20 protein-coding genes are annotated in these 22911 nt (G+C 62.1%); 14 read left to right on the plus strand and 6 right to left on the minus strand.

The features are described 5' to 3' along the window. Positions 1–539: 539 nt before the first annotated feature. From C1A35_RS21575 to C1A35_RS21590, 4 genes are all read left to right on the plus strand, one after another. Positions 540–1220: a sugar transferase gene (locus C1A35_RS21575; RefSeq protein ID WP_104666303.1), complete on the plus strand. Its 681-nt coding sequence runs from the start codon at positions 540–542 to the stop codon at positions 1218–1220. Positions 1221–1286: 66 nt separating this feature from the next. Next, positions 1287–2558 (plus strand): polysaccharide biosynthesis/export family protein, encoded by a 1272-nt coding sequence (locus C1A35_RS21580; protein ID WP_104666304.1) that lies wholly within the window; start codon positions 1287–1289, stop codon positions 2556–2558. 8 nt (positions 2559–2566) lie between these two features. Beyond that, the gene (locus C1A35_RS21585; protein ID WP_104666305.1) at positions 2567–3850 is read left to right on the plus strand and encodes an O-antigen ligase family protein; all 1284 of its coding nucleotides are present in this window, start codon (positions 2567–2569) and stop codon (positions 3848–3850) included. Further along, positions 3847–4860: an acyltransferase family protein gene (locus tag C1A35_RS21590; RefSeq protein WP_104666306.1), complete on the plus strand. Its 1014-nt coding sequence runs from the start codon at positions 3847–3849 to the stop codon at positions 4858–4860. The genes C1A35_RS21585 and C1A35_RS21590 overlap by 4 nt, the downstream gene beginning before the upstream one ends. 55 nt (positions 4861–4915) lie before the next feature. Here C1A35_RS21590 and galE read toward each other — a convergent pair whose 3' ends face one another. Continuing rightward, positions 4916–5902, minus strand: coding sequence for a UDP-glucose 4-epimerase GalE (gene galE, locus C1A35_RS21595; protein WP_104666307.1), 987 nt, complete (start codon positions 5900–5902; stop codon positions 4916–4918). Positions 5903–6235: 333 nt separating this feature from the next. Between galE and C1A35_RS21600 the strand changes: the two genes are divergently transcribed. The 7 genes from C1A35_RS21600 to C1A35_RS21630 all read left to right on the plus strand — a co-directional run bounded on the left by C1A35_RS21600 (position 6236) and on the right by C1A35_RS21630 (position 13761). After that, positions 6236–7873 (plus strand): TIGR04028 family ABC transporter substrate-binding protein, encoded by a 1638-nt coding sequence (locus C1A35_RS21600; RefSeq protein WP_104666308.1) that lies wholly within the window; start codon positions 6236–6238, stop codon positions 7871–7873. A gap of 69 nt (positions 7874–7942) precedes the next feature. Continuing rightward, a complete protein-coding gene (locus tag C1A35_RS21605) occupies positions 7943–8887 on the plus strand; it encodes an ABC transporter permease (protein WP_104666448.1) in 945 nt (314 codons plus the stop codon). Then, a complete protein-coding gene (locus C1A35_RS21610; protein ID WP_104666309.1) occupies positions 8884–9765 on the plus strand; it encodes an ABC transporter permease in 882 nt (293 codons plus the stop codon). Before C1A35_RS21605 ends, C1A35_RS21610 begins: the two co-directional genes overlap by 4 nt. Beyond that, positions 9762–11402, plus strand: a complete 1641-nt coding sequence (locus C1A35_RS21615; RefSeq protein ID WP_104666310.1) for a dipeptide ABC transporter ATP-binding protein — start codon at positions 9762–9764, stop codon at positions 11400–11402. The genes C1A35_RS21610 and C1A35_RS21615 overlap by 4 nt, the downstream gene beginning before the upstream one ends. 27 nt (positions 11403–11429) lie before the next feature. Next, the gene (locus C1A35_RS21620; RefSeq protein WP_104666311.1) at positions 11430–12476 is read left to right on the plus strand and encodes a putative FMN-dependent luciferase-like monooxygenase; all 1047 of its coding nucleotides are present in this window, start codon (positions 11430–11432) and stop codon (positions 12474–12476) included. A gap of 44 nt (positions 12477–12520) precedes the next feature. Continuing rightward, the gene (locus C1A35_RS21625; protein ID WP_104666312.1) at positions 12521–13138 is read left to right on the plus strand and encodes a CMD domain protein; all 618 of its coding nucleotides are present in this window, start codon (positions 12521–12523) and stop codon (positions 13136–13138) included. A 20-nt stretch (positions 13139–13158) separates the two neighbouring features. Further along, positions 13159–13761 carry an alkylhydroperoxidase domain protein gene (locus C1A35_RS21630; protein WP_104666313.1) on the plus strand — a complete coding sequence of 201 codons (603 nt, stop codon included), beginning with the start codon at positions 13159–13161 and terminating at the stop codon, positions 13759–13761. Between the two features lie 102 nt (positions 13762–13863). Here C1A35_RS21630 and C1A35_RS21635 read toward each other — a convergent pair whose 3' ends face one another. From C1A35_RS21635 to C1A35_RS21650, 4 genes are all read right to left on the minus strand, one after another. Continuing rightward, positions 13864–14892 (minus strand): porin, encoded by a 1029-nt coding sequence (locus C1A35_RS21635; RefSeq protein WP_104666314.1) that lies wholly within the window; start codon positions 14890–14892, stop codon positions 13864–13866. Positions 14893–15397: 505 nt separating this feature from the next. Next, the gene (locus tag C1A35_RS21640) at positions 15398–15808 is read right to left on the minus strand and encodes a DUF983 domain-containing protein (RefSeq protein WP_104666315.1); all 411 of its coding nucleotides are present in this window, start codon (positions 15806–15808) and stop codon (positions 15398–15400) included. Between the two features lie 175 nt (positions 15809–15983). Further along, on the minus strand, positions 15984–17381 hold the full coding sequence (locus tag C1A35_RS21645) for an aminotransferase-like domain-containing protein (RefSeq protein WP_199772992.1): 1398 nt from the start codon (positions 17379–17381) through the stop codon (positions 15984–15986). A 103-nt stretch (positions 17382–17484) separates the two neighbouring features. Beyond that, positions 17485–18102, minus strand: a complete 618-nt coding sequence (locus tag C1A35_RS21650) for a LysE family transporter (protein WP_104666317.1) — start codon at positions 18100–18102, stop codon at positions 17485–17487. Between the two features lie 64 nt (positions 18103–18166). Between C1A35_RS21650 and C1A35_RS21655 the strand changes: the two genes are divergently transcribed. Both C1A35_RS21655 and C1A35_RS21660 read left to right on the plus strand, forming a co-directional pair. Continuing rightward, the gene (locus C1A35_RS21655; protein WP_104666318.1) at positions 18167–19096 is read left to right on the plus strand and encodes a LysR substrate-binding domain-containing protein; all 930 of its coding nucleotides are present in this window, start codon (positions 18167–18169) and stop codon (positions 19094–19096) included. Positions 19097–19331: 235 nt separating this feature from the next. Continuing rightward, the gene (locus C1A35_RS21660) at positions 19332–20039 is read left to right on the plus strand and encodes a pentapeptide repeat-containing protein (RefSeq protein WP_104666449.1); all 708 of its coding nucleotides are present in this window, start codon (positions 19332–19334) and stop codon (positions 20037–20039) included. 33 nt (positions 20040–20072) lie between these two features. Here C1A35_RS21660 and C1A35_RS21665 read toward each other — a convergent pair whose 3' ends face one another. Further along, on the minus strand, positions 20073–20648 hold the full coding sequence (locus tag C1A35_RS21665) for a nucleoside 2-deoxyribosyltransferase (protein ID WP_104666319.1): 576 nt from the start codon (positions 20646–20648) through the stop codon (positions 20073–20075). A gap of 663 nt (positions 20649–21311) precedes the next feature. On the opposite strand from C1A35_RS21665, the gene C1A35_RS21670 reads away from it, so the two are divergent. Beyond that, a complete protein-coding gene (locus C1A35_RS21670) occupies positions 21312–22874 on the plus strand; it encodes an ABC transporter substrate-binding protein (RefSeq protein ID WP_104666320.1) in 1563 nt (520 codons plus the stop codon). The last annotated feature ends 37 nt before the right edge of the window (positions 22875–22911 follow it).

Here is a 22911-nt window from a genome sequence, read left to right on the forward strand (position 1 = left end):
GTCTGGGCCGGGCGACCGATTTTCCACTTTCCGTCGGGGCTACGATCCACGCGTCGCCCGATGGTTGCCGCGGCATGCGCGGCCCGATCAACTTTTGTTACAAGTTCGAGCGATGGGCGGACGCTTTGTGTGCGGCGCAAAGACTTGGTGCGTCGCAACAAAATTTGCGGAATATGAACCGCCGATAACTTTGGCGAGCGGAAAATCTGGTGCCGGAAGCTCAAGGAAAACATCGTCCTGCAAAGATATCGTCATCTACCCGGAAATGTAATTTCAATCATTGGGAACAATACAGGAATGCGTGCGAGGTGATACTTTTTCTCTCAACAATATAACGGCATTCGGTGCGGGAAATATTTCATATTCGAAAGTGGTGATATACGCATTTTGGCCACCGCGGGGATACCCGCCTTTATTTCGCCTTCAAAAAGCAAATCCTTACCAGACGTTCATTATTCACGATGAGCGCGCCCCCGTGTGGGCTGTGGGCCCCTTCTGGGGAGACCGACCAATCGCCAAACGTAAATGGAGTCAGCTCTATGAAGTCTGCGACCAGATCGGCCAATTCGCCGTTTTTCAGTGCCGCAGTGTCTGCGGCCGTTCCGCCTGTGGGCGGTGTTTCGAAGCGTGGCTTCGATGTGCTTGCCGCTTCCCTTGCTCTGGTGTTCCTGAGCCCCTTGTTCCTGATGCTCATGGCGCTCGTCAAGTTTTCCGACGGCGGCAGCATCTTCTATGGCCATCGCCGCGTCGGCCATAACGGAAAGACGTTCCGCTGCCTCAAGTTCCGCACGATGCGTCCCGACGGAGACCGGATCTTGCAGGACTATCTCAAGGCGAATCCGGCCGCCTACGAGGAATGGCGCGCAACGCGCAAACTGCAGGATGACCCGCGTGTCACGATCGTCGGCAGCGTCCTGCGCAAACTGAGCCTCGACGAGCTGCCGCAGCTCGTCAACATCGTGCGCGGGGAAATGAGCATCGTTGGCCCGCGCCCGGTGGTGGAGGACGAACTGGAACTCTACGACAGCGCCGCCGTCTACTACCTGCAATCTCGTCCCGGTCTCACCGGCCTTTGGCAGATCAGCGGACGCAACGATGTTTCCTACGCGACACGTATCGCGTTCGATACCCAGTACGTCCAGAACTGGTCGCTGCTGAGCGACTTCTCCATCGTCGTCAAGACCATTCCCGCCGTTTGCCTTTCGCGCGGCAGCTACTGACGAAACAGCGCCTGAAAGCCCGCACGACCGGTCGCGGGACGGCGCGCCTTCATTCGGGAAACCCAAATGAAAAAACTCAATCTGTCGGGAAAGTCGCGCGGACAGCGCACGCTACCCCGTTTCCTGCGTCATGCGACGCTCATTGCCGCCGCCCTCGCATTCGCCTTTCCGGCCTGGGCCGACGACTACCAGCTCGGCACCATGGACAGGCTGAGAATTCGCGTGGCCGAATGGCAGACAGCGGAAGGCGCTGTCCGTGACTGGTCTGTTGTGAGCGGCGAGTACACTGTCGGTCCCTCGGGAGCGCTGTCCTTGCCGTTCATCGGCGACCTGCCGGCGGCGGGCAAGACGACCACCGAAGTTGGCGAAGCGATCGGCGAGAAGATGCAGACGCTCTTCGGTCTGCGCGATCGGCCGTCTGCCTCCGTCGAGCTCGCGCAATACCGCCCGGTCTATCTCGCGGGCGAAGTCCAGAAGCCTGGCGAATATCCTTTTGCCCCCAATCTGACGGTACTGAAGGCCGTGAGCCTTGGCGGCGGACTGCGCCGTTCGGAAAGCGGCCAGCGCTTCGCGCGCGACTACATCAATGCGCATGGCGATTCGAGCGTCCAGACGGCCGAGCGCAACAGGCTGCTGATCCGTCGTGCCCGCCTTCAGGCCGAGATTGCCGAAAAGGAGGGGATCGAACTGCCGAAGGACCTTCAGGGCGTTCCCGGTATCGATAAGCTTCTCGCAAACGAGACGGCACTGATGGCTTCGCGCGACCGCAAGCAGAAGCTGCAGCTGGAGTCGCTCGCCGATCTGAAGTCCTTGCTCGAAACCGAGATCCAGTCGCTGGCAAAGAAGACGGAAACCCAGAACCGCCAGCTCGCGCTGGTCGTCGAAGATCGCGAGAAGGTGGAAAGCCTTGCCGAAAAGGGTCTGGCGCTCAGCCAGCGCAAACTGTCCCTGGAGCAGCGCGTTGCCGAACTGCAGGCCGCCCTTCTCGACATCGACACGGCTTCGCTGAAGGCCAAGCAGGATGTCAGCAAGGCGGCGCAGGACGAAACCAATCTTCGCAACGACTGGGATGCGCAACTGGCGCAGGACCTGCAAAACACCGAGTCTGAACTCGACACGCTTTCGATCAAGCTCGGCACCAGCCGCGATCTGATGGCCGAAGCGCTGCTGCAATCGGCGGAAGCCGCGCAGTCGAAGGACAACGCGGCAGAGGCGACGATCGGCTATTCGATCATGCGCGAGCGCGACGGCAAGCCGACGGAGATCGCTGCCGACGAAAACACGCCCGTCCTGCCCGGTGACGTGATCAAGGTCGAAGCCAACCTGGCAACCCAGTAGGACCGGCTGTGAAAATTGCGAAGGCGAGCCTGATTTCTCCCGATCGAAACGGTGTCTATGGCACCGTGGCGATTGCGCTGTCGCTGTTCGTCTTCGCCTATTCCTCGCGCTTCGGGCAGGCGTCGATCCTGCTCTATTACGGCCTGTGGCTGCCATTGGTGCTGATCGACTACCGTCGCGTGCTCGGCAACTATGGCTCTCGCCTCTGGATCCTCGGCTTTGCGATCTTCGCCTGCCTTTCGGTCTTCTGGTCGGCGGCGCCGGGGATGACGGCACGAACCGGAGTGCAGTATCTCTCTCATGTCGTCTGCGCCCTGATTGCCATGCGGGTCGTCAGTGTCAGGACACTCGTGCGTGGCGCGATCGCCGGAACCGGCGTCGTTCTCGTCTACTCGCTGCTTTTCGGGGTCTATCACCTCGATCCGCTCGACGGCACCTATAGTTTCGTCGGCGCCTTCGCCTCGAAGAACCAGCTCGGCTTTTATGCCTCGCTCGGCATCTATTTCGCCTTCATCGCGCCGATGGCCCTTGGCGAACGCGGCCTCTGGTTCGCGGTGTCCGGCCTGGTCGGGCTGCTGGCGGCCTACTCTCTCTTTGCATCGCAATCCGCGACGTCGGTTCTGACCACGGTGGTGATCCTCGGGCTCTGGCTCGGCATGCGGGTCGTCGGGCTGTTGTCGCCCGCGCACCGCAAGGGTCTCTTCCTTGCGGCCGCCGTCTGCGGCGTCATGGTCGCCGTTGCGGCGATCTATGGCGGCGGCGTCGATCTCGTGCTCGGGCTTTTCGGCAAGGATTCCACCCTGACCGGACGGACCTATCTGTGGCAGCAGGGCATAGAAGCGGCCATGTCGTTACCGCTGGTCGGTGTCGGCTACCAGGCCTATTGGGTCCAGGGCTTCTCGGAGCCCGAACGCCTGTGGGAAGAGTTCTATATCGCCACACGCTCCGGCTTCCATTTCCACAACACCTTTATCGAGGCGATGGTGGAGACCGGTGCGATCGGGCTCGTCCTTTTGTCCGGCATCCTGCTGATAACCGTGCTCGGTCATACCAAGAGGTTGTTGACCCAGGACCATGACACCCAATCCTCCGTGCTCTTCGGCATCGCATTGTTGTTGCTGGTCCGCTCCTTCGTCGAGATCGACATCATGAATCCCTATCACATCGGGTCGTTCCTGCTCTATTTCGCCGCCGGAAAGCTGACTTTGCCGGAACGACGCACGCAGCTGAACGTCGAAGATCGCCCGCCGTCGTCCGTGTCGGAGATCCCGCTGCGCCTGAGGTATCGATGACCGGCGCCCGGACGACGATCTACGGCATTCAGTATCTGCGTGCCTTAGCCGCGCTCGGTGTCGTCATCTTTCATGCCGCCGAACGCACCGGACACCATTTCGCGATCGGCGCTGCCGGCGTCGACGTCTTCTTTGTGATCAGCGGCTTCATCATGTGGGTGATCAGCGAGCGGCGACCAGTGTCACCGCTCGCCTTCCTGCGCGATCGTATCCAGAGGATTGCACCGATCTATTGGCTCGCAACCGCGGTGATGGTCGTCGGTGGCCTTGCCGGCCTGTTTCCCAATCTCGTCTTGGGCAACGCGCATGTACTCGCCTCTCTGCTGTTTGTTCCCATGCGCTCGCCAAGTAGCGGCGAGATCTGGCCAGTGCTGGTGCAGGGCTGGACGCTGAACTACGAGATGTTCTTCTATGCCGTCTTCGCCGCGGCGCTTCTGCTGCCACGGTCGAGGCGGTTGTTGGCGATCGCCGGCTGCTTCTCGGCGCTGGTTGCCATCGGTTTCGCCGTCGACAGCGATAGCGCGCTCTTCGTCACTTACACGCGGCCCATCATTCTCGAATTCGTGGCAGGCATGATTGTCGCCGAATGCTGGCTGCGACACCGGATACCCGGCGCACTGTCCAGCCTTGCGCTTGTCGCCATTGCGCTTTCAGGCTTTGTGGCGCTTGCCGTGCTTCGCCTGCCATTCGACGAGTTCATCCTTGGGCCCTTGGCCGTCATGCTTGTCTTGGGAACTCTGGGGCTTGAGGCGCAGGGCTGGTTCCGTCCGCGCAGGCTGCCGATGCTGCTTGGCGATGCGTCCTACTCGATCTACCTCTGGCACACCTTTGCGATTTCGGTCGTGGTCAAGGCTTGTGGAATGATGGGTATCAGGCCGCTTACATCGGCGCTGCTGGCAGCCGTTGCGGGGACCGCGCTCGGCGTTTTCGCCTATCTTCTGATCGAAAAACCGCTGACGAAGCGGCTGCGGTCGGGCTTCTTTTCTAGGCCGGTCGAGCACAGGGCCTGACAACCGTGAGCCAACCGGCGCGGCGATGACAGCCGCGCCGGAGGCGGTTTGGGTCTCAGGCGCCCTGATTGCGACGGGAATGCCAGTTCCAGGCCGTGCGGGTGATGTCGGTGAGATCGTATTTCGGAACCCAGCCGAGAATGTCGCGTGCCTTGTCGTTGTTGGCGACCAGGGTGGTCGAGTCGCCTTCGCGCCGGTCGACGAGGTCGACCTGGAATTCGCGTCCCGAAACGTCGGCGATGGCCGTCAGCAGTTCCTTGACGGTTGTGCCGGTGCCCGTGCCGAGGTTGAGCTCGACGCTTTCTCCACCGGAAAGCAGGTGTTCGACGGCGCGCACATGTGCGTCGGCAAGATCGAGCACGTGGATATAGTCGCGCACGCAGGTGCCGTCGCGCGTATCGTAGTCCGTGCCGAAGATCTTGAAGCTCTGGCGCCGGCCAAGGGCCGCGTCGATGGCGAGCGGGATGGCATGCGTCTCGGGTTCGTGCCACTCGCCGATGCGACCTTCCGGATCGGCGCCGGCGGCGTTGAAGTAGCGCAGGATCACCGAGCGCAGGCCCTTGTACTGGCCATAGTCCTTCAGCGCCTGTTCGCAGACCCATTTCGTGCGGCCGTAGGGGTTGATCGGCGCCTGGCGGTGCTGTTCGTCGATCGGCACGCTTTCGGGCAGGCCGTAGGTGGCGCAGGTCGACGAGAAGACGAAGGCTTCGACGCCCGCGGCAAGCGCGGCCGATAGCAGTGTCAGCGTGCCGATCACATTGTTGTCGTAGAAGGAAACCGGGTCCTTCACCGATTCACCGACCTCGATCATCGCGGCAAAATGCAGGATCGCGCGCGGCTTGTGGCGGGCGAGCACCTCGTCGAGCCGCTTGCGGTCGCGGATGTCACCCTTTTCCAGCACGCCCCATTTGACGAATTCCTCGTGTCCGTTTGAAAGGTTGTCGTAAACGACAGGCTCGAAACCCTTGTTGGCGAGTTCGAGGCACGTATGCGAGCCGATGTAGCCGGCACCGCCGACGACGAGGACTTTGTTGCTTTCCATGATGTTTACGATCCTTGGGAGGTTCAAAGAAAATTGCCAAGATTTTTCAACGGATGACGACATAGTTGTCAATGCCGCTCGCAATCAAGCACGCGTCCATGTCGCGTATGTGGCGGTGGTTGTCAGCGCGTTTCTTTCCACACTTCGATTGGTCCCGCTCCCACCGAATTTGATGGGAAAGAGGCGGGAAGGGACAATTATCTCGCTCATGGCAAGGCGCTAGATGCTTCTTTCCGTTCAGCCGGCACATATAGCATATTAATTTACTAGATTTAATTGATTATGCTGATGGTCGCCGTACCATAGCCTCCTGATTTCTGAAGGAAGGCGATCATGACGACGAAACTGAAACGGTTGGCGCTGACCCTGGCGACGCTTGCAACCACCGGCCTGGCTCTGAGCGGTGCCCAGGCGCAATCGGCCGACCCGGTCAAAGGCGGAACGCTGATCTATCTGGAGCAGCAGGCCCATACGAACCTCTACCCGCCGGCGGGCGGTTTCTATCCGAACGGCGGCATCCTCAACCAGATCACCGACAAACTGACCTACCAGAACCCGAAGACGCTCGAGATCGAGCCCTGGATCGCCGAATCCTGGACGGTCAATGCGGATGCGACGCAGTACACGTTCAAGATCCGTCCGGGCGTGACGTTTTCCGATGGTACGCCGCTGGATGCCGCTGCCGTTGCCAAGAACTACGACGTCTTCGGCCTCGGCAACAAGGCGTTGAAGCAGCCGGTCTCCGAGGTCATCAACAACTACGAGCGCAGCGAAGTGGTCGATCCGCTGACGGTCAAATTCTACTTCAAGAAGCCGTCGCCGGGGTTCCTTCAGGGAACGTCGGTCATCGGTTCCGGCCTGGTGGCCGCAAGCACGCTGGCACTGCCCTTCGAAGAACTCGGCGACGCCACGAAGATCATCGGCTCCGGCCCGTTCGTCGTCGAGAGCGAGACGATCGGCAAGGAACTGAATCTGAAGGCACGCGACGAATACAACTGGGGCCCGGCCAAGCTCGAACACCAGGGCCGCGCCTATCTCGACGGCATCAAATACATCATCACCGGCGAAGACAGCGTGCGCATCGGCGCGCTGCTCGCGGGCCAGGCGGACTTCATCCGGCAGGTCCAGGCCTATGACGAGCGCCAGGTCGAGACCCAGGACTATCAGATCTACGCGCCTTCGACGCGCGGTGTGAACAACAGCGTCGTCTTCCGCCCCGACAACCCCCTGGTGGCTGACGTCAGGGTGCGCCAGGCGCTGCTGCACGCGACCGACACCAGGGAAATCGTCAGCACGCTCTTTTCCGCCAACTACCCGCAGGCGACATCGATCATCGCGTCGTCCGCGCTCGGCTACAAGGATATCTCGGCCAAGCTCGCCTTCGATCCCGAGAAGGCCAAGGCCCTGCTCGATGAAGCCGGCTGGTCGGTTGGCGCCAACGGGCTGCGCCAGAAGGATGGCAAGGAGCTCGTGCTGACGGCTTACGAGTCCCTGCCGCAGCCGCAGAACAAGGAAACGCTGCAACTGGTCGCCCAGCAATGGGGCAAGGTCGGAGTCAAGCTCAGCGTGCTTGCCGGCGACAGCGGCAGCAAGACGGTGGATGACCTCGACCCGCTGAAGACGCCGGTATCGCCAGCCATGGTCGGCCGCGCCGATCCCGATGTGATCAAGAGCCAGTATTATCCGAAGAACCGCGACGTGCTGCGCCAGAAGGGCGGGCTCAGCGACAAGGTCCAGAGCTTCGTCGACACCAAGCTGAACGGCCTGCTCGATGCGCTGGCTTCCGAGCCGGATCGCCAGAAGCGCCTCGCGATTGCCGGCGAAGTCCAGGACTACGTCGTCGACCAGGCCTATGCGATCCCGATCTTCGAGGAGCCGCAGGCCTATGCCGGTGCACCTTACGTTCAGGGCGTTGCCTTCGAGGCTGTTGGACGCCCGAGTTTCTACAGCACCTGGCTTGCCGAACACTGATCGGTTCGACGGCCACCGCAACGCCGGTGGCCGTCGTTTCTGAAAATCCGCATGCGCGAGGAACGGATCATGTCCGGCTATTTGCTCAATCGTGTTGCTCAGGCGTTGTTTGTGCTTTGGGCCGCTTTCACCATCTCTTTCGTCCTTTTGCAGGCGATGCCCGGCGACGCGATCCTCATCAAGTTCCAGAACCCCGATCTCGGTCTGACTGCCCAGCAGGTCGCCGAAATCCGCGCCTCCTACGCCGTCGACAGTTCCGTGCTGGTGCAATACGCCCGGACGATCGGCAAGTTCGTCGCCGGCGACTTTGGCTACTCGGTTCAAGCTGGGGTGCCGGTTGCAAGCCTGCTTGCGGCGCATCTGCCGGCAACGTTGAAGCTCGCAGCGCTCGGCTTCCTGCTTGCGGCGGTTCTTGCGACCGCCATCGCCTTTCTCTCCAGTCTCGCGCCATTCGCCTGGCTGCGTGGCGCTTTGCAGTCGGTTCCCTCGCTTTTCATTTCGATCCCGACCTTCTGGCTCGGCATCATGCTGATACAGCTCTTCTCCTTCCGCCTGAAACTCGTGCCGGTCATCAACCCTGGTCCCTGGCAGGAACTGATCCTGCCTGTCGCGACACTCGCCGTGCCCATTTCCGCACCGCTGGCCCAGGTACTCGTTCGCAATATCGATGAGGTGTTGACCCGCCCCTTCGTCGCCGTCGCCCGGGCGAAGGGTGCCACCCGCCTTTGGGTTCTCTGGAGGCATGTCGCGAAAAACGCGCTTCTGCCGACGCTGACGATTGCCGGTGTGCTCTTTGGCGAGCTGATCGCGGGGGCCGTGGTGACCGAGACCGTCTTCGGGCTGAACGGCATTGGCGGGCTGACCGAACGCGCCGTCGGCAGCCAGGACACAGCCGTGCTTCAGGCGATCGTGGTGCTGTCGGCGCTGGCGTTCGTGATCATCAATCTCACCGTGGACCTGCTCTATCCGGTGCTCGATCCACGTCTCAGGACAAAAACGGGAGCGGTTGCATGACGACCTTCGATACGCTTCACGATGACGGCGTTTCACAAACGACGCGAAAAGGCGAATGGCGCCCCGGCGCGGCATCGCGACTGCGCCGCGTGCCCGTGGGGCTAGGCCTTGCCTGGCTTATCCTCGGCACGGTTCTGCTCTGGGCCATCGCTCCCTCGCTTTTCACCGCATTCAACCCGCTTGAGGGTGTCGGCGGAGAGCAGTTGCGGCGGCCGAGCACCGAGCATCTTCTCGGAACAGACGCGCTCGGACGTGATCTCTACGCCCGCATCGTTCATGGCGCCGTTCATTCGCTGACGGGCGCCTTTGTGGCCGTGGGTCTCGGGCTCGTCGTTGGTACCGCTCTTGGTGTGATTGCCGGCTCGGTGCGGCGGCGCCTCGACGACGCGATCATGCGTGTCGTCGACGTGCTCCTGTCGATCCCTCCGCTGCTGCTTTCGCTGAGCATCATCATCCTGCTCGGCTTTGGAACCGTGAACGCGGCAATCGCTGTTGGCGTCACCTCGGTCGCGGGGTTTGCGCGGCTGGCGAGGGCGGAAGTCGTGCGTGTCCGCCGCAGCGATTACGTCGAGGCGGCCTTCGGCAGTGGCGGAACTTTTGCCTCGGTCCTTTGGCGTCACATCCTGCCGAACTCGCTGACCTCGGTTGTCGCCTTTGCGGCGCTGCAATTCGGGTCGGCTGTACTGCAGATCTCCACCCTCGGTTTCCTTGGTTACGGCGCGCCGCCGCCGACGCCGGAATGGGGGCTGCTGATCGCCGAAGGACGCAATTACATCTCGACCGCCTGGTGGCTGACAACCGCGCCCGGAATCGTGGTCGTGCTCGTCGTGCTGGCGGCCAATCGCGTCAGCCAATCCTTCGGAAGGGCTGCGGCATGACTGTCATACCAGCGCCAATCACTCCTGTTCTCGAGGTTGAGGACCTCTCAATCGCCTATCGTGACGGCAGCGGGGAACGTCGTGCCGTCCACGATGTTTCGTTTCGCATCGATCCGGGCGAGGTTGTCGCCCTTGTCGGTGAATCCGGTTCCGGCAAGACCACGACGGCACAGTCTCTCATCGGTCTGCTCGCTCAGAATGGCCGGGTGGAACGGGGCAGCATCCGGCTCAACGGAACCGACATAGCGCGTTGGACCGACCGGCAGCTCGATACGGTGCGCGGCGCCAGGATCAGCCTCGTGCCGCAGGATCCGGGAAGTTCGCTCAACCCGGTCAAGACGATCGGCTCGCAGCTCGGCGAAATCTTCCGCATCCACACGAAGCTGCGGTCCGACGAGATCGAGGCCCGTGTGCTTTCTCTTCTTGCCCGCGTCGGCTTGAGCGAGCCGGCACTTCGGGCGCGGCAATATCCGCATGAATTGTCGGGCGGCATGCGCCAAAGGGTGTTGATCGCGATCGCGATCGCGCTGAAGCCGCAACTGATCATCGCCGACGAACCGACGAGCGCGCTCGATGTCACGGTACAGAAGCGCATCCTCGATCTCATCGACGAGTTGCGCGCCGAGTACGGCACGGCCGTGCTTCTGGTCACCCACGATCTCGGTGTTGCGGCCGACCGGGCCGATCGGATCGTCGTCCTGAAGGATGGCCGGATCCAGGAGCAGGGCGCGACGGGTGCCATTCTGGCCGCACCGCGCAGCCCGTACACGAAACAGCTGCTTTCAGACGCGCCATCCTTTAGCGCACCACCGCGGTTGGCGGCGGTTCGGCCGCCCGTTGCGCACGTTCCGGACGATATCGTCGTTGTCGACGGACTTGCCCGTGAGTTTGTTCGCGAGGCTGGTGGGCCTCCATTGCGTGCCGTCGACGATCTGAGCTTCCGCGTTCGTCGGGGAACGACCCATGCGATCGTCGGGGAATCCGGGTCCGGCAAGACGACGACGATCCGCAGCATCGTCGGCTTCGACCGGCCGACGGCCGGCCGGATCGAGATCGACGGCACCGACGTCTCGCGGCTGACCGGGGAAGGGCTCCGGCAGTTCCGTCGCAAGGTCCAGCTCGTCTACCAGAACCCCTACGGCTCCCTGGACCCGCGTCAAAACGTGCTGCAGATCGTGACCGAACCCCTGGCGAACTTCCCGGGATTTTCGCGTTCCGATCGCGAAGAAAAGGCAAGGGCGATCCTTGCCCGGGTCGGCTTGCCCGAGGAAGCCTTGGGGCGGCGGCCGCATGCGCTTTCTGGCGGCCAGCGCCAGCGCGTTGCCATTGCGCGGGCGCTGGTGCTCGATCCGCAACTGGTCGTGCTCGACGAGGCGGTTTCCGCGCTGGATGTCAGCGTGCAGGCGCGCATTCTCGACCTTTTGGACGAACTGCAGAGCGAGCTCGGCCTCACCTACCTCTTCGTTTCCCACGACCTCGCGGTGGTGCGCCAGATCTCGGACACCGTTTCGGTTCTCAAGGACGGACGGCTGGTCGACGGCGGAACGGTTTCCGAGGTCTTTGAAAACCCGCGCAGCGATTACACCCGCGAACTCATCAATGCCATTCCCGGACGCAAGCGCCGGGCCGCAGCCTGAGGCAGCGGATGACAGACAGGACCGACCATGATTGAGACGACGCCACGCAAGCGCCTTGGCTTTTTCACCCGACTGCTCGACGACGTTCCAGCCGGCACCCGCTACTACTATGCAAAGGAACAGATCGTGACGGCCGAGCGCTTCGGCTTCGATACGGCCTGGGTCGCGCAGCACCATTTCCACGCCGACGAAGGCGGTCTTCCGGCGCCTCTGGTGTTTCTCGCCCATGTCGCGGCCGAGACGTCGCGCATCCGTCTTGGCACCGGCGTCATTACGCTGCCGCTCGAAAACCCGATCCGCGTGGCAGAGGACGCGGCTGTCTTCGATCTGCTTTCCGGTGGGCGGTTGGAAGTGGGCCTGGGGACTGGCGGAACGCCGTCCTCCTTCACGGCCTTTGGACTGGAGAGCGCCGAGCGCGGTGCGGTCTTCGGTCGGCATCTGCAAACGCTGCTTGATGCGTGGGCGGGGCGCAGTCTTGCGGGCGGCGATCGCCTCTACCCGGCAGCGCCGCAACTGCTCGATCGTATCTGGCAGGCAACCTTCTCCGTCGCAGGCGGCGAGCGTGCGGGCCGGGCCGGCGACGGCCTGATGTTGTCGCGCACACAGCCGCGGCCCGACGACAAGCCGCATGCCTCGCTGGCGGACTTGCAGGATCCGATCATCGACGCGTATCTGCACGCGCTTCCGTCCGGCCGCGCGCCGCGCATCCTCGGCTCTCGTAGCCTGTTTATCGCCGACAGCCGTGCCGAAGCGCTGCGGCTTGCGGAGGTCGGGTTGAGACGGGGCGCGGAGCGGCTGATCGCGAGCGGCCACAAGGTTTCCGGCAATTCGCTTGCCGACCTGATTGCCGCATTCGACGTGCACGTCGGCTCCGTCGACGATGTCATCGCCAGCCTCAGCGCCGACGAGACGCTCGAACGTGTCACCGACCTGGTGTTCCAGGTCCATTCCGTCGACCCACCACACCCGTTGATCCTGCGCTCCATCGAACTCATCGCGACCAAGGTCGCGCCGGCGCTCGGCTGGTCGCCGCAGGAAAAATTCCACACCCGGCGCTTCGGCGCCGTCGGTTGAAGCGGGCCGGACCGCCGGTTCCATTTGCAAGAGGAGACGAAGTCATGACCATTGCGTCACCGGATATCATCGATCTATTGGCCGGCATCACCGCCGGATCGGCACTCGACCGCATTCGCACCCAGCGGCCAGAAACCCGCGAGCAGGCACAGAAAAGTTATCTCGCGCTCTTTCAGCCGACGGACTTCGGCGATGTGTCCGCGGCAGAACGGCATGCCGTCGCCAGTTTCGTCGCTGGCCTGCATCGCCAGCCCGACATCTTCGAATTCTACATCAGCCCGTTTGAAGAAAGCGGCTCCGATCGCTGGTTGATCGAAGTCATCAAGGCCGAGATCGGGGCAGGGAGGGCCAAGGGGCCCTATGGCCAGTATCCCGACGGTCCCTTAAGCGGTGAGAACGAAACCGGTCCGCTCTATCAGCTGTCGCCGGCGAGCCGCGAGGCGCTCGGCCCCAAGTTGTCCGCTGCGCTGGAGCACGCGCACCTGCTCGTCTTCCACCCGCGTGATGCCAGCCCGCGAGCGCTGCAGGCGTTGCTGGATGTGGGCTGGACGACCAATGGCGTCGTGACCCTGTCGCAGCTCGTTTCCTTCGTCGCGTTTCAGATCCGGGTGATCGCCGGCCTTGCAGTGCTGTCGACTGCTGCCAAGCGCGTCGCCGCGTGAGAATTCAAGAGGATCTGCAAATGACCGAACACCCCATTACCCCACCCGTCGACAACCCGCCTGTCACCTTCACGCAGGCTGAGATCGGCTGGACCCCGTGGCTCCAGCCGCTGGCCGAAGACGACCTGACAGAGCGTCACCTCAAAGGCCTGGTCGAGGCCGCGCGGGCAAAATCGCCGTATTTCCGTCTGCTCGTGCGCGATCCGGAGGTACTTGAAGCGCGCACGAAAACCGACAAGGACATCTTTTACAATAGCCGCTCAGGTCTGCCGCGCGCCGAGCGCGAACTGGCGGCTACGGCGGCATCCAGATACAACGGTTGCATTTTCTGCGCCTCGGTTCACTCACGCTTCGCGTCGCATCACTCCAAGCGTGGCGAGGACGTTCAGAAGCTTCTCGACGAGGGCGTCGAAGCTGATCTTGGCGAACGCTGGAATGCGATCGTTGCCGCATCGGTCGCCCTGACCGCGACCCCGCCTATCTTCGGGGACGAGCACATCTCCCGACTTTCGGCTGCGGGCCTTGACGAGCTGGAGATTGCCGACGTCATCCACGGCGCCGCCTTCTTCAACTGGGCGAACCGGCTGATGCTCTCGCTTGGAGAGCCGACACCGGCCAATTGAAGTCTAATCCTTGTAACGGTCAGCCGTTCTACTTTGGCTCAATTAGAAAAGCCCGCAACTTCTTGCGAAGTTGCGGGCTTCCTTCATCCGAGTTTAATCGGATTAGAAGTTACGCTGCAGACGGACGAAGCCCGAGACGTAGTCGCGGTCGGTCGTAGCCGTCACGTCTTCCTTGTTGTACTGGACCGATACACGGGTCGCGAGACCTTCGGTGATCGCGTAGTCGAGGGTCACGCCAGCGCGCCAACGGTCGAGGTCGCTGTTGAACTTGTAGTCGCCCCAGTACTGAGCGCCGGGGGTGATCTTCAGCTTGTCGGTTGCCTTGAAGGCGTACGACGCGGCAACGGTCCACTCCGAAGCGTTCCAGTAGGCGTTCGGGTCGGAAGCCCAGATACCAGCAACCTGGAACGTGCCCGGGCCGAGGTCAGCTGAGAGCAGAGCACGGATCGCGCCTTCTTCAACTTCGGTGTCGTAGCCGCCGAGCAGGTCGAAGGATACGCCGCCGACCGTGGCCGAAACGATGGCTTCGATGCCAACGCCGTTCGGCTTGGTCGTTGCGCCTTCGAGTTCGTCAACAGCGATACCGGCCTGGAACGAACCGGCGTCGTAGAGGTAGGCGATCGAGTTGAACTCGGTGACGTTGCCGAGCGAGTCGGATTCGCCGTTCAGGCCCTTATCCCACCAGCTGTAGAAGAAGCCGGCCTTCAGGCCGCCGAGCTGGATGTAGGCTTCATCAACGTCGATGCGGCTGTCGCCAGCGTCCGAATCGTTGTCGGCGTTGAATTCAGCGGCGAAGAAGCCGGTGAGCGTGCCGAACTCGGTGTCGCTCTTGGCGTCGAACGAGATGTAAGCGCGCGAGAAGGCATCCCAGTCAGACGTGCCGGCATCGCCCCAGCCCTGACGGTTGTTGACTTCGTTCGGGCCGAAGGAGGTCTGGAAGCGGATGAAGCCGCCGATCTTGAGGCAGGTTTCGGTGCCCGGGATGTAGAAGTAGCCAGTGCCGAAAGCGTCGCAAACGCGAACGTATTCCATGGGCTCCGGCTCGGCTGCGACGATTGCGTCGGCTGCCTGGGCGCCGGAAACTGCTGCGAGAGCAGCAGCGGAGCCGAGAAGAAGGCTTTTGATAGTCATTCGATCGATCTCTCTAATGGTTATCAAGGTCAACAAGGCCCGGCCCTGGTGTCCCCCAGAGATTTATCGGTTACCTCGCTCGCGCTGCTACGAAATGAACCAACCGCGATGACTCGCAGCGGGCAGCGGCGACACCGCTATCACAAAAAACAAGACAGTTATGCAACAAACGCGTTTCGGGCGTTTGTTAAGAACTATTACTATAATCTGTTGCATAACAGCAACTATCATATATTTCTAAAATAAGGTTATCTGAATAACGATAGTAATGAATCCGAATTATATTAAAGCCGAAGTCATTATATGACAAAATGCTCTCATAAAAACTTCACAGTTTGCACATTGACGTCTGAATTTTGTTATTTTACGTAGAGCCGGCCTTTGAGAAGAGAGGCTTCCGGTGACGGCGCCGTCAACTATCAACAGTTGGCGGCGCAATTACTTCTTAGGGTTATTCTTGCGGTTTTTGAGTGCCGCTGATGTGCGGAAAGCGGCTCCTGAAGAACTACTGCGTCGTCGCGACGGGCGGCTCGGTGTTGCGCCTTACGACTTTGCCTTCCTCCGCCTTGTAGAAAAACTGACTTGAGACGAGCCAGCCCTTCAGAGGTCGAAGGGGTGGAATGCAGGTCAGCAGCATGAAGGGGCCGGTGACCAGCAGGTGAACCCAGAGTGGTGCGCTGTACTGGACTTCGAGCCAGACGCCGAGAAAAACGCTCGGTACGCAGGCAAAGCAGATGACGAAGAACGCAGGGCCGTCAGCCGGATCCGCGAACGAGTAGTCCAGGCCGCAAACTTCGCATTCCTTGCGCATTTTCAGGAAGCCGCTGAAGAGGTGGCCCTGGCCGCAGCGCGGGCAGCGACCGCGCAAGCCGGTCTGCATGGGCGGGATTGGCGGCCAGTCACTATCGGAAGACATGTTCGCTCCTTTCAGGCGTTCTGGTTGGCGCCTGGCTTTGGCGCCGAGATTGCCTGGGTGCGCGGCCAACCTAATCTTGGGCCGCCTCAGGCTCATCAGGATTAGGCGCCGAAAAGCATACATTGTCAAATTATTGTATGCATACATACATGCGACAATTTCGCCCGGTGGCCTTCTACACCACGAAGCTGGAGGCGGCCGGGGACTGGCCGATGAGGTCGGTGATGACCAGAAGGCTGCGTCGCAGCTCGGCGTGGCTGGCGGCCGCCCCGAGGCCGAGGCGCACGGCTTCAGGCGGCGCGCCGAGCGCAAAGGCGTCGCTTGCGACGACGCTGATGCCGGCCGCTTGCAAGCGCGCGCTGAGCTCGCCGCGCGTCCAGGGGGGCGGCAGGCGCAGCCAGGCATGAAAGGCGTGCGGATTGGTTTGCGCGACGCCGGCTGGAAGAAGTTCTGCGACGATGCGCTGCCTCGCGGCCGTCTCGCCGCGTATCGCCGAAAGCGCGGCGTCGGCCGTTCCGTCCTCGATCCAGCGTGCCGCGATGGCGGCCGCAAGGGGGGATGCCATGCCGACCGTTGCCCGGATTGCGCCCTCGATGCGGACCGAACTGCGGCTGTCCGGCACGACGAGATAGGCGATGCGCAAGGCGGGAGACAGGCATTTTGCCAGCCCGCCGACATAATAGACGAGGTCGGGCGCCAGTGCCGCGAGTGGACGCGGCGCGGCCGCGGGAAGGGCACCATAGGCATCGTCTTCGATGATCGCCACGCCGTGCCGCCTCGCGATGGCGACGATCGCCTGGCGCCGCTCGAGCGACAGCGTCGCTGTCGTGGGGTTGTGAAGTGTCGGATTGCAATAGAGCGCCTTCGGCGTTTCCTTTGAGCACAGGTCTTCGAAAGCCTCAGGGATGAGGCCTTCGTGGTCCGTGGAGAGACCCTGAAGCCTGATGCCGAGATGGGCTGCGAGTGCGCGGAGGCCGGGATAGGTGATTGCCTCGGCGCAGATCATCTCCCCGGCTTTCGCCAGGCTGCCAATCGTCGCAAGCAGCGCGCCCTGCGCGCCGGCGCAGACAAGCACGCGCTCCGTCGGAACGGCGACCAGCCTGGGTTTCAGCCAGGCCGCGCCTGCCGCGCGGTTGTGCGGGGCGCCGCCGGGAGGCTGGTATCGCATCAGGAGTTCAAGCCCGTGATCGGCCTGCAGCGCGGCCATGTCGTCCCAGAGGCGCGCGGCCAGGATCGGGTCGTCGAACAGCGGCGGCAGGTTCATGCTCATGTCGACGAGGCCACCGGTCGGCGCGCGGCTGGTCCGCAGGCGCCGTGTCTTGACATAGGTGCCCTGACCCACGCGGCCCTCGACGAGGCCGCGGTGTCTTGCCTCGTTGTAGGCGCGGCTGACGGTGGTGAAATCGATGCCGAGCGTCTCGGCAAGGGCGCGTTGCGGCGGAAGCCGCATGCCTTCCAAAAGGCGCCCCTCGCTGATATCGGCGGCAATGGCATCTGCGATGGCGAGATAGAGAGGCCCATCCGATTTGCGGATTGCCGGTTGCCACGTCGTTTCCAGGCGCTCGTCCGTCATTGCAATACCTCTTTCTGAATTGTATGGATATTGCATGGTTTCCGGATCTGGGGCAAGTGTCTGCAGTGGTGAATGAAGGCGGCGATCCGCGACCAAGCGTCGCCTAGCGCGTCACGCTGGCCGCCGCCAGCAAGGCGCCGAAGCCGACGAGAAGGGCGCCGAAGGCCCGATCGATCCAGTGGCGAAACGTGAGAAGGCGAAGTCTGACCGTGGGTGAGGAAAAGAACAGCGCAACGATCGCGAACCAGATCAGATGTGCGGCCGAGATGAAGGCGCCGTACGCCATCTGGACGGATAGAGCCGTGGTCGGCTGAACGACTTGCATGAACAGACTGACGACAAAGATCGTCGTCTTTGGATTGAGCGCATTGGTCAGGAAGCCCATGCGCAGCGCGGCCAGGCCGGAGAGGGCGACACGTTCCGTCGAAGCGGCGGCCTTGGCTGGCTTCGCACGCAGCATGCTGATGCCAAGCCAGATCAGATAGGCGGCACCGACGAGCTTCAGCACGGTAAAAAGCAGCAGAGACTGGCGGATCAACAGGCCCACCCCCAGCAAGGTATAGGCGACATGAACCCAGACGCCAAAGGCGATGCCGATAGCCGTCAGGACGCCCGCCCGCCGCGACAAAAGCAGGCTGTTGCGCGTCACCATCGCAAAGTCCGGCCCCGGACTGATGACGGCGAAGATCGTAATGGTTATCACAGCTAACAGTTCAGTCATTGTCTTTCTCACTCTCCTCTCTCTACTGTGCTTCTGTAGAATGCTCCATGAGAAACGACTAACGATGAGTTCTGACACTTTCGGTGAGTTTCACTCACAGATACATGCGACGCGGCTTCCGCCGCTTGCGGCGCTGCGGTGTTTCGAGGCGGCGGCCAGGCTGGAGAGCTTCAGTCGCGCTGCGGACGTGCTCCATCTGACGCATGGTGCCATCAGCCGTGCGGTCCGGCTTATCGAAGACGACCTCGGTGTGGCGCTCTTCGAGCGCCGAAGCCGCCGCGTCTTCCTGACGGAAGCCGGGCGAAAGCTGGCGGCGGCCGTGCGCGACGGCTTTGGCCTGGTGGAGAATGCCGTCCGGGAGATCAGGGAAGTGTCGCAGATGCCGACGCTGGTGGTTTCCTGCGAGCCGACCCTGCTGATGCGTTGGCTCATTCCGCGCCTTCCGGATTTTCAGGCACGGCATCCGGGAGTGTCCATCCACCTCGTCGCCGGAGGCGGGCCGGTGTCGCTCGGGCGGGGCATCGATCTGGCGATCCGTCGTGATGATTTCCCCTGGCCGGATGGTACCCATGCCGTGCCGCTGTTTCCGGAGCGAGTAGGTCCGGTCTGCCGCGAGGACAAAGCTCTCGCGTTCTTCGATGTAGCCGAGGTTGGCGGTCCGCTCCGATTGCGCAGCGACGCGGTGCTCTTGCATACGCAAACGCGGCCGAATGCATGGGAGACCTGGGCGAAGGCGGCCAATTGTGCGGTGCCCAAGCAGCGCGGCCAAAGCTTCGAACATTTCTACATCAGCCTTCAGGCGGCGATCGCCGGGATCGGCGTGGCGATCGGGCCATGGCAGCTCGTTCGCGACGATATCGCCAATGGCATCCTGAGCGCGCCAGTCGGCTTTGTCGAAGACGATTCGCGCTATCATCTGCTGTCGCCGTCAGCGATCGGCGAACAGGGAGCAAGCGCGGCACTACGCGACTGGCTGCTGGCCGCATCGATTTGAAACGGATCGTTTTCATTTCTGTTATTTGCATAAAGGCCAGCAACGTCATACGTTTAACGAACACGCGCAGCTTTCTGGCGATGCCATTTGCCGGGAAGGCGCGCGGAGCACGTGATATGCAATCGATTCGACCATCGGGTCCTGGAGCGGCGCCATGAACATCCTCAAAATCAATCTCGGCCGGGAGTGCGGCATGTCACGTCGCCCCCTTTCGCTGCGCGCAACGGCATCGAGGATGACGGTTGGCGCGTTGAAGGGACTGGTCGTTCCGGCGGCAGCCGCATGCCTTCTCGCGTTCGCAGCTCCGTCGTTGGCTCAAGCCGCCAGTTGCAAGGATTCGGCAGCGCCGGGAGCCGATTGGACCGACTGCAACAAAAAAGCCCTGATGCTCGGCGGCAGCGATCTTCAGGGCGCCAATCTCGTCAACACCGACTTCACCCTGACGGACCTGCGCGGCGCGAACCTGACGGGAGCCAATCTGGAAAAGGCAACGCTGGTTCGGTCATCCGTCGCGGGCGCGGTGGCGAACGGTGCGAACTTCGCCAAGATCGAAGCCTATCGCTGCAACTTCGCCGGAATCTCGGCGGAGAAGGCGTCGTTCATCAATTCCGAGTTGCAGCGCGCCAATTTCAGTGGTGCCCGATTGACAGGCACGAGCTTTGAAAAGGCCGAACTCGGGCGGGCGAACTTCGACAAGGCGGAACTCACCGGAACCAGGTTTAGCCATGCCAACCTTTCGCGCGCCGATCTCACCAACACGAGTTTCTCCGGCCCGATTGATTTTCAAGGGGCGTTCATGTTCCTGACGCGCGTCGAGGGCGTGGACCTGTCGGAGGCGACCGGGCTTGAGCAGGAGCAGGTCGACATGACCTGCGGCGACAGCTCGACCAAGCTTCCCGCCGGCATGAACACGCCAGGAAGCTGGCCCTGCGCAAGCGACTGATTTCCGTCGCGGAGTGGCGCTCTCAGCCGGTTGTCATGCCCGGTGCCGGCTTGCGGCGATCTTCAGGCATTCCTTGAAGGCTGCAAGATCGGTCAGGCGGTCGGCCTCCGGTACTTCGCGCTGAACGAGCCTGCCCTCCCTTCGAAGGATGCCGCCATCCAGCATGAGGTTGTCGGCCATGTCGAAGTCTTCGATGCTGAGGCCGTCCGGACCCGCCATGCGCCCATCGGGACGCAAGGCAGCGTTGCCGCGGTAGTGGTCGTGCAAGATGCGCTCGTAGTAGCTGCGGGAGGTGTTGGTATAGGCGTAAACGTGCTTGCCGCGGCCGCACATGAAGCCGAGCTCGAACACCGTGCCGACATCGGCACTGATGCCGCGAAACGGCGTCAGGTTGGCGATGATCATGTCGGCGGCAAGCATCATGCCTTCGTCCACGGCGTAGATCGCAAGGCCGCGCTGGTGCTTGGTCGGAGCCGGAGGAATTTCGAGATCGCCCGGCACGAGCGGCGTGAATCCGGCTGCGCGGGCCAGTTCGGCCTTCTCTTTCTGGATCTCGACCGAATTGGACAGAAACACTTCCGGGCCAGCGAGATAGACTTTCACGCGCATTCCTCCTCACAACTTCAAGCGGCCAATCTAGGAGAGCCGCAGCGTCGAGCCTAGCCATCGACAGCGGCTTGCCCACGGGTTTTTCAGTACCTTTGGCCCGATTGCAGCAGGGCGTGCATTTGATCAGCGGAAATGATCTGCGGCCGTTCATGGCTTGCAGTCGTGCACGCTCAAGAGAACTGGAGCAGGACCACCGGGTGATGCCGGGACGGCGAAGGCGCAAAAATGCGGTCGATCCTGGCGCGGACTTGAAGCGGCAACCTATGCCAGCCTTGCGTGCATCGCCAGGCGGAGTCTTCCAAGACCGTTCGAGGCCCGCTCCCTCCGGGTGACTGCGCGCTCCGATGGGATAAAGACCGATGGTTTTTGACGAATCCCGCTTGCACGTGGCCGCGGACGAGACTGCGCGCGCGGTTTGGGGCTGCGAATCTCCACGTTCTAGCCGCCTTATGGTTGTGGCTGATCCCCCGAATCTCCATACGCATTCTTTGACTTTAAGCCCGCGTTTTGGTGGTCGTATGCGACTTCGAACATTTATGCATACAAAATTGTCGACAAAATAGTTGACATTGTCGCCGACAGCTTCAAATCTAGGGTGGCTTGCTCACGGGTGGGCGAGGGCGCCGGGATATGGCGACTTATGAGAAAACTAAAGGGAACGACATGAAACTGAGAAAGCATCTCCTTGCGGGGTTGGCATTTGCCTTTCTCGCATCCTCCGCATCCGCCGAGACGCTGCGCTGGGGTAGCCCGCGGGATATCTTCTCGCTCGACCCCTATTCCTATGGCAGCACCTCGAACCTGGCCTTCCTCAATCACGTCTATGAGGGCCTGACCCGCTATACGCCCGAGTTCAAGGTCGAGCCGGCGCTCGCCACCAGCTGGGAGATGGTCAAGGACAAGGTCTGGCGCTTCCACCTGCGCAAGGGCGTGAAGTTCCAAAACGGCGCCGATTTCACTGCCGACGACGTCGTTGCCTCCATGGCCCGCGTCAGCCATCCGACCTCGCCGCTGCGCGGCAACATTCCGGCCTATGTCTCGACCACCAAGGTCGACGACTACACGGTCGACATCGAAGTCAATTCGCCGAACCCGCTGTTCCTCAACGACATGACCAACATCTTCATGTTCGACAAGGACTGGCTGGTCGACAACAAGTCGGAGCTTCCGACCGACGTCGGCGCCAAGGTCGAGGGCTTTGCCACCTACAACACCAACGGCACGGGTCCGTTCAAAGTCGAATCCCGCGTACCCGACAGCAAGACCGTCCTCATCAAGAACGACGGCTGGTGGGATACGCCGAAGCACAATCTCGACCGAATCGAATTCATGCCGATCACCTCGGCCGCCACGCGCGTCGCCGCGCTGCTGTCGGGCGAAATCGACCTCACCGATGGCGCTCCCGTACAGGATCTTGAGCGCTTGAAAAGCTCCCCGGACATCAAGGTTGTCGAGCGTACGGACCTGCGCACGGTGCACATGGTCTTCAACCGCCACGAGACCTTCGCGGACGGTCGTGAAAACTTCTTCAACAACATCAAGGTGCGCCAGGCGATCGACCATGCGATCGACCGTCAGCTGATCTTCAAGCGGGTGATGCGCGGCAAGTCGCATGTCGCCGGCACCATGGTCGCCCCTGAGATCCCCGGCTACAGCGCCGAGCTCGACGTGCCGACCGCCTACGATCCGGAACTCTCCAAGAAGCTGCTTGAAGAAGCCGGCGCCGTCGGCAAGGAGTTCACGCTCGTCTGCATGAACGACGAGAGCGTCAACGAGGAAGACGTGTGCAGCGCGCTGGTCTCGATGCTGTCGCGCGTCGGTCTGAAGCCGACCCTCGACATCGGCCCGCGCGCCGTGCAGGCGCCGAAGCGCGCCGGCGGCAAGTCCGACGCCTACATGATCGGCTGGGCCAACGAGCCGACGCTCGATGCCTATTCGATCCTGGTTCAGGTTCTCTCCACCCGCGAAGGGGCGGCCGGCGTCGCCAACTATGGCGGCTGGTCCTACCCGGCACTCGACGCCATGGTGAAGAAGGCGGCGCTCGAGATGGATCACGACAAGCGTCTGGCGATCGAAACCGAGGCGCTGAAGTTCGCCAAGGATGAGGTGATCATGATCCCGTTGCACCAGCAGCCGATGGCCTGGGCAATGTCGAATAACGTCACGGATGTGACCATTCGGGCCGACAACAAGCCGCGTCACTGGCTGACCCGTATCGGCGATTGAGTTTTCTTGCCCCGGCAGAGCGCGCTTTGCCGGGGCT

The organism is Ensifer adhaerens, from assembly GCF_002940685.1.
GTDB lineage: Bacteria > Pseudomonadota > Alphaproteobacteria > Rhizobiales > Rhizobiaceae > Ensifer > Ensifer adhaerens_E.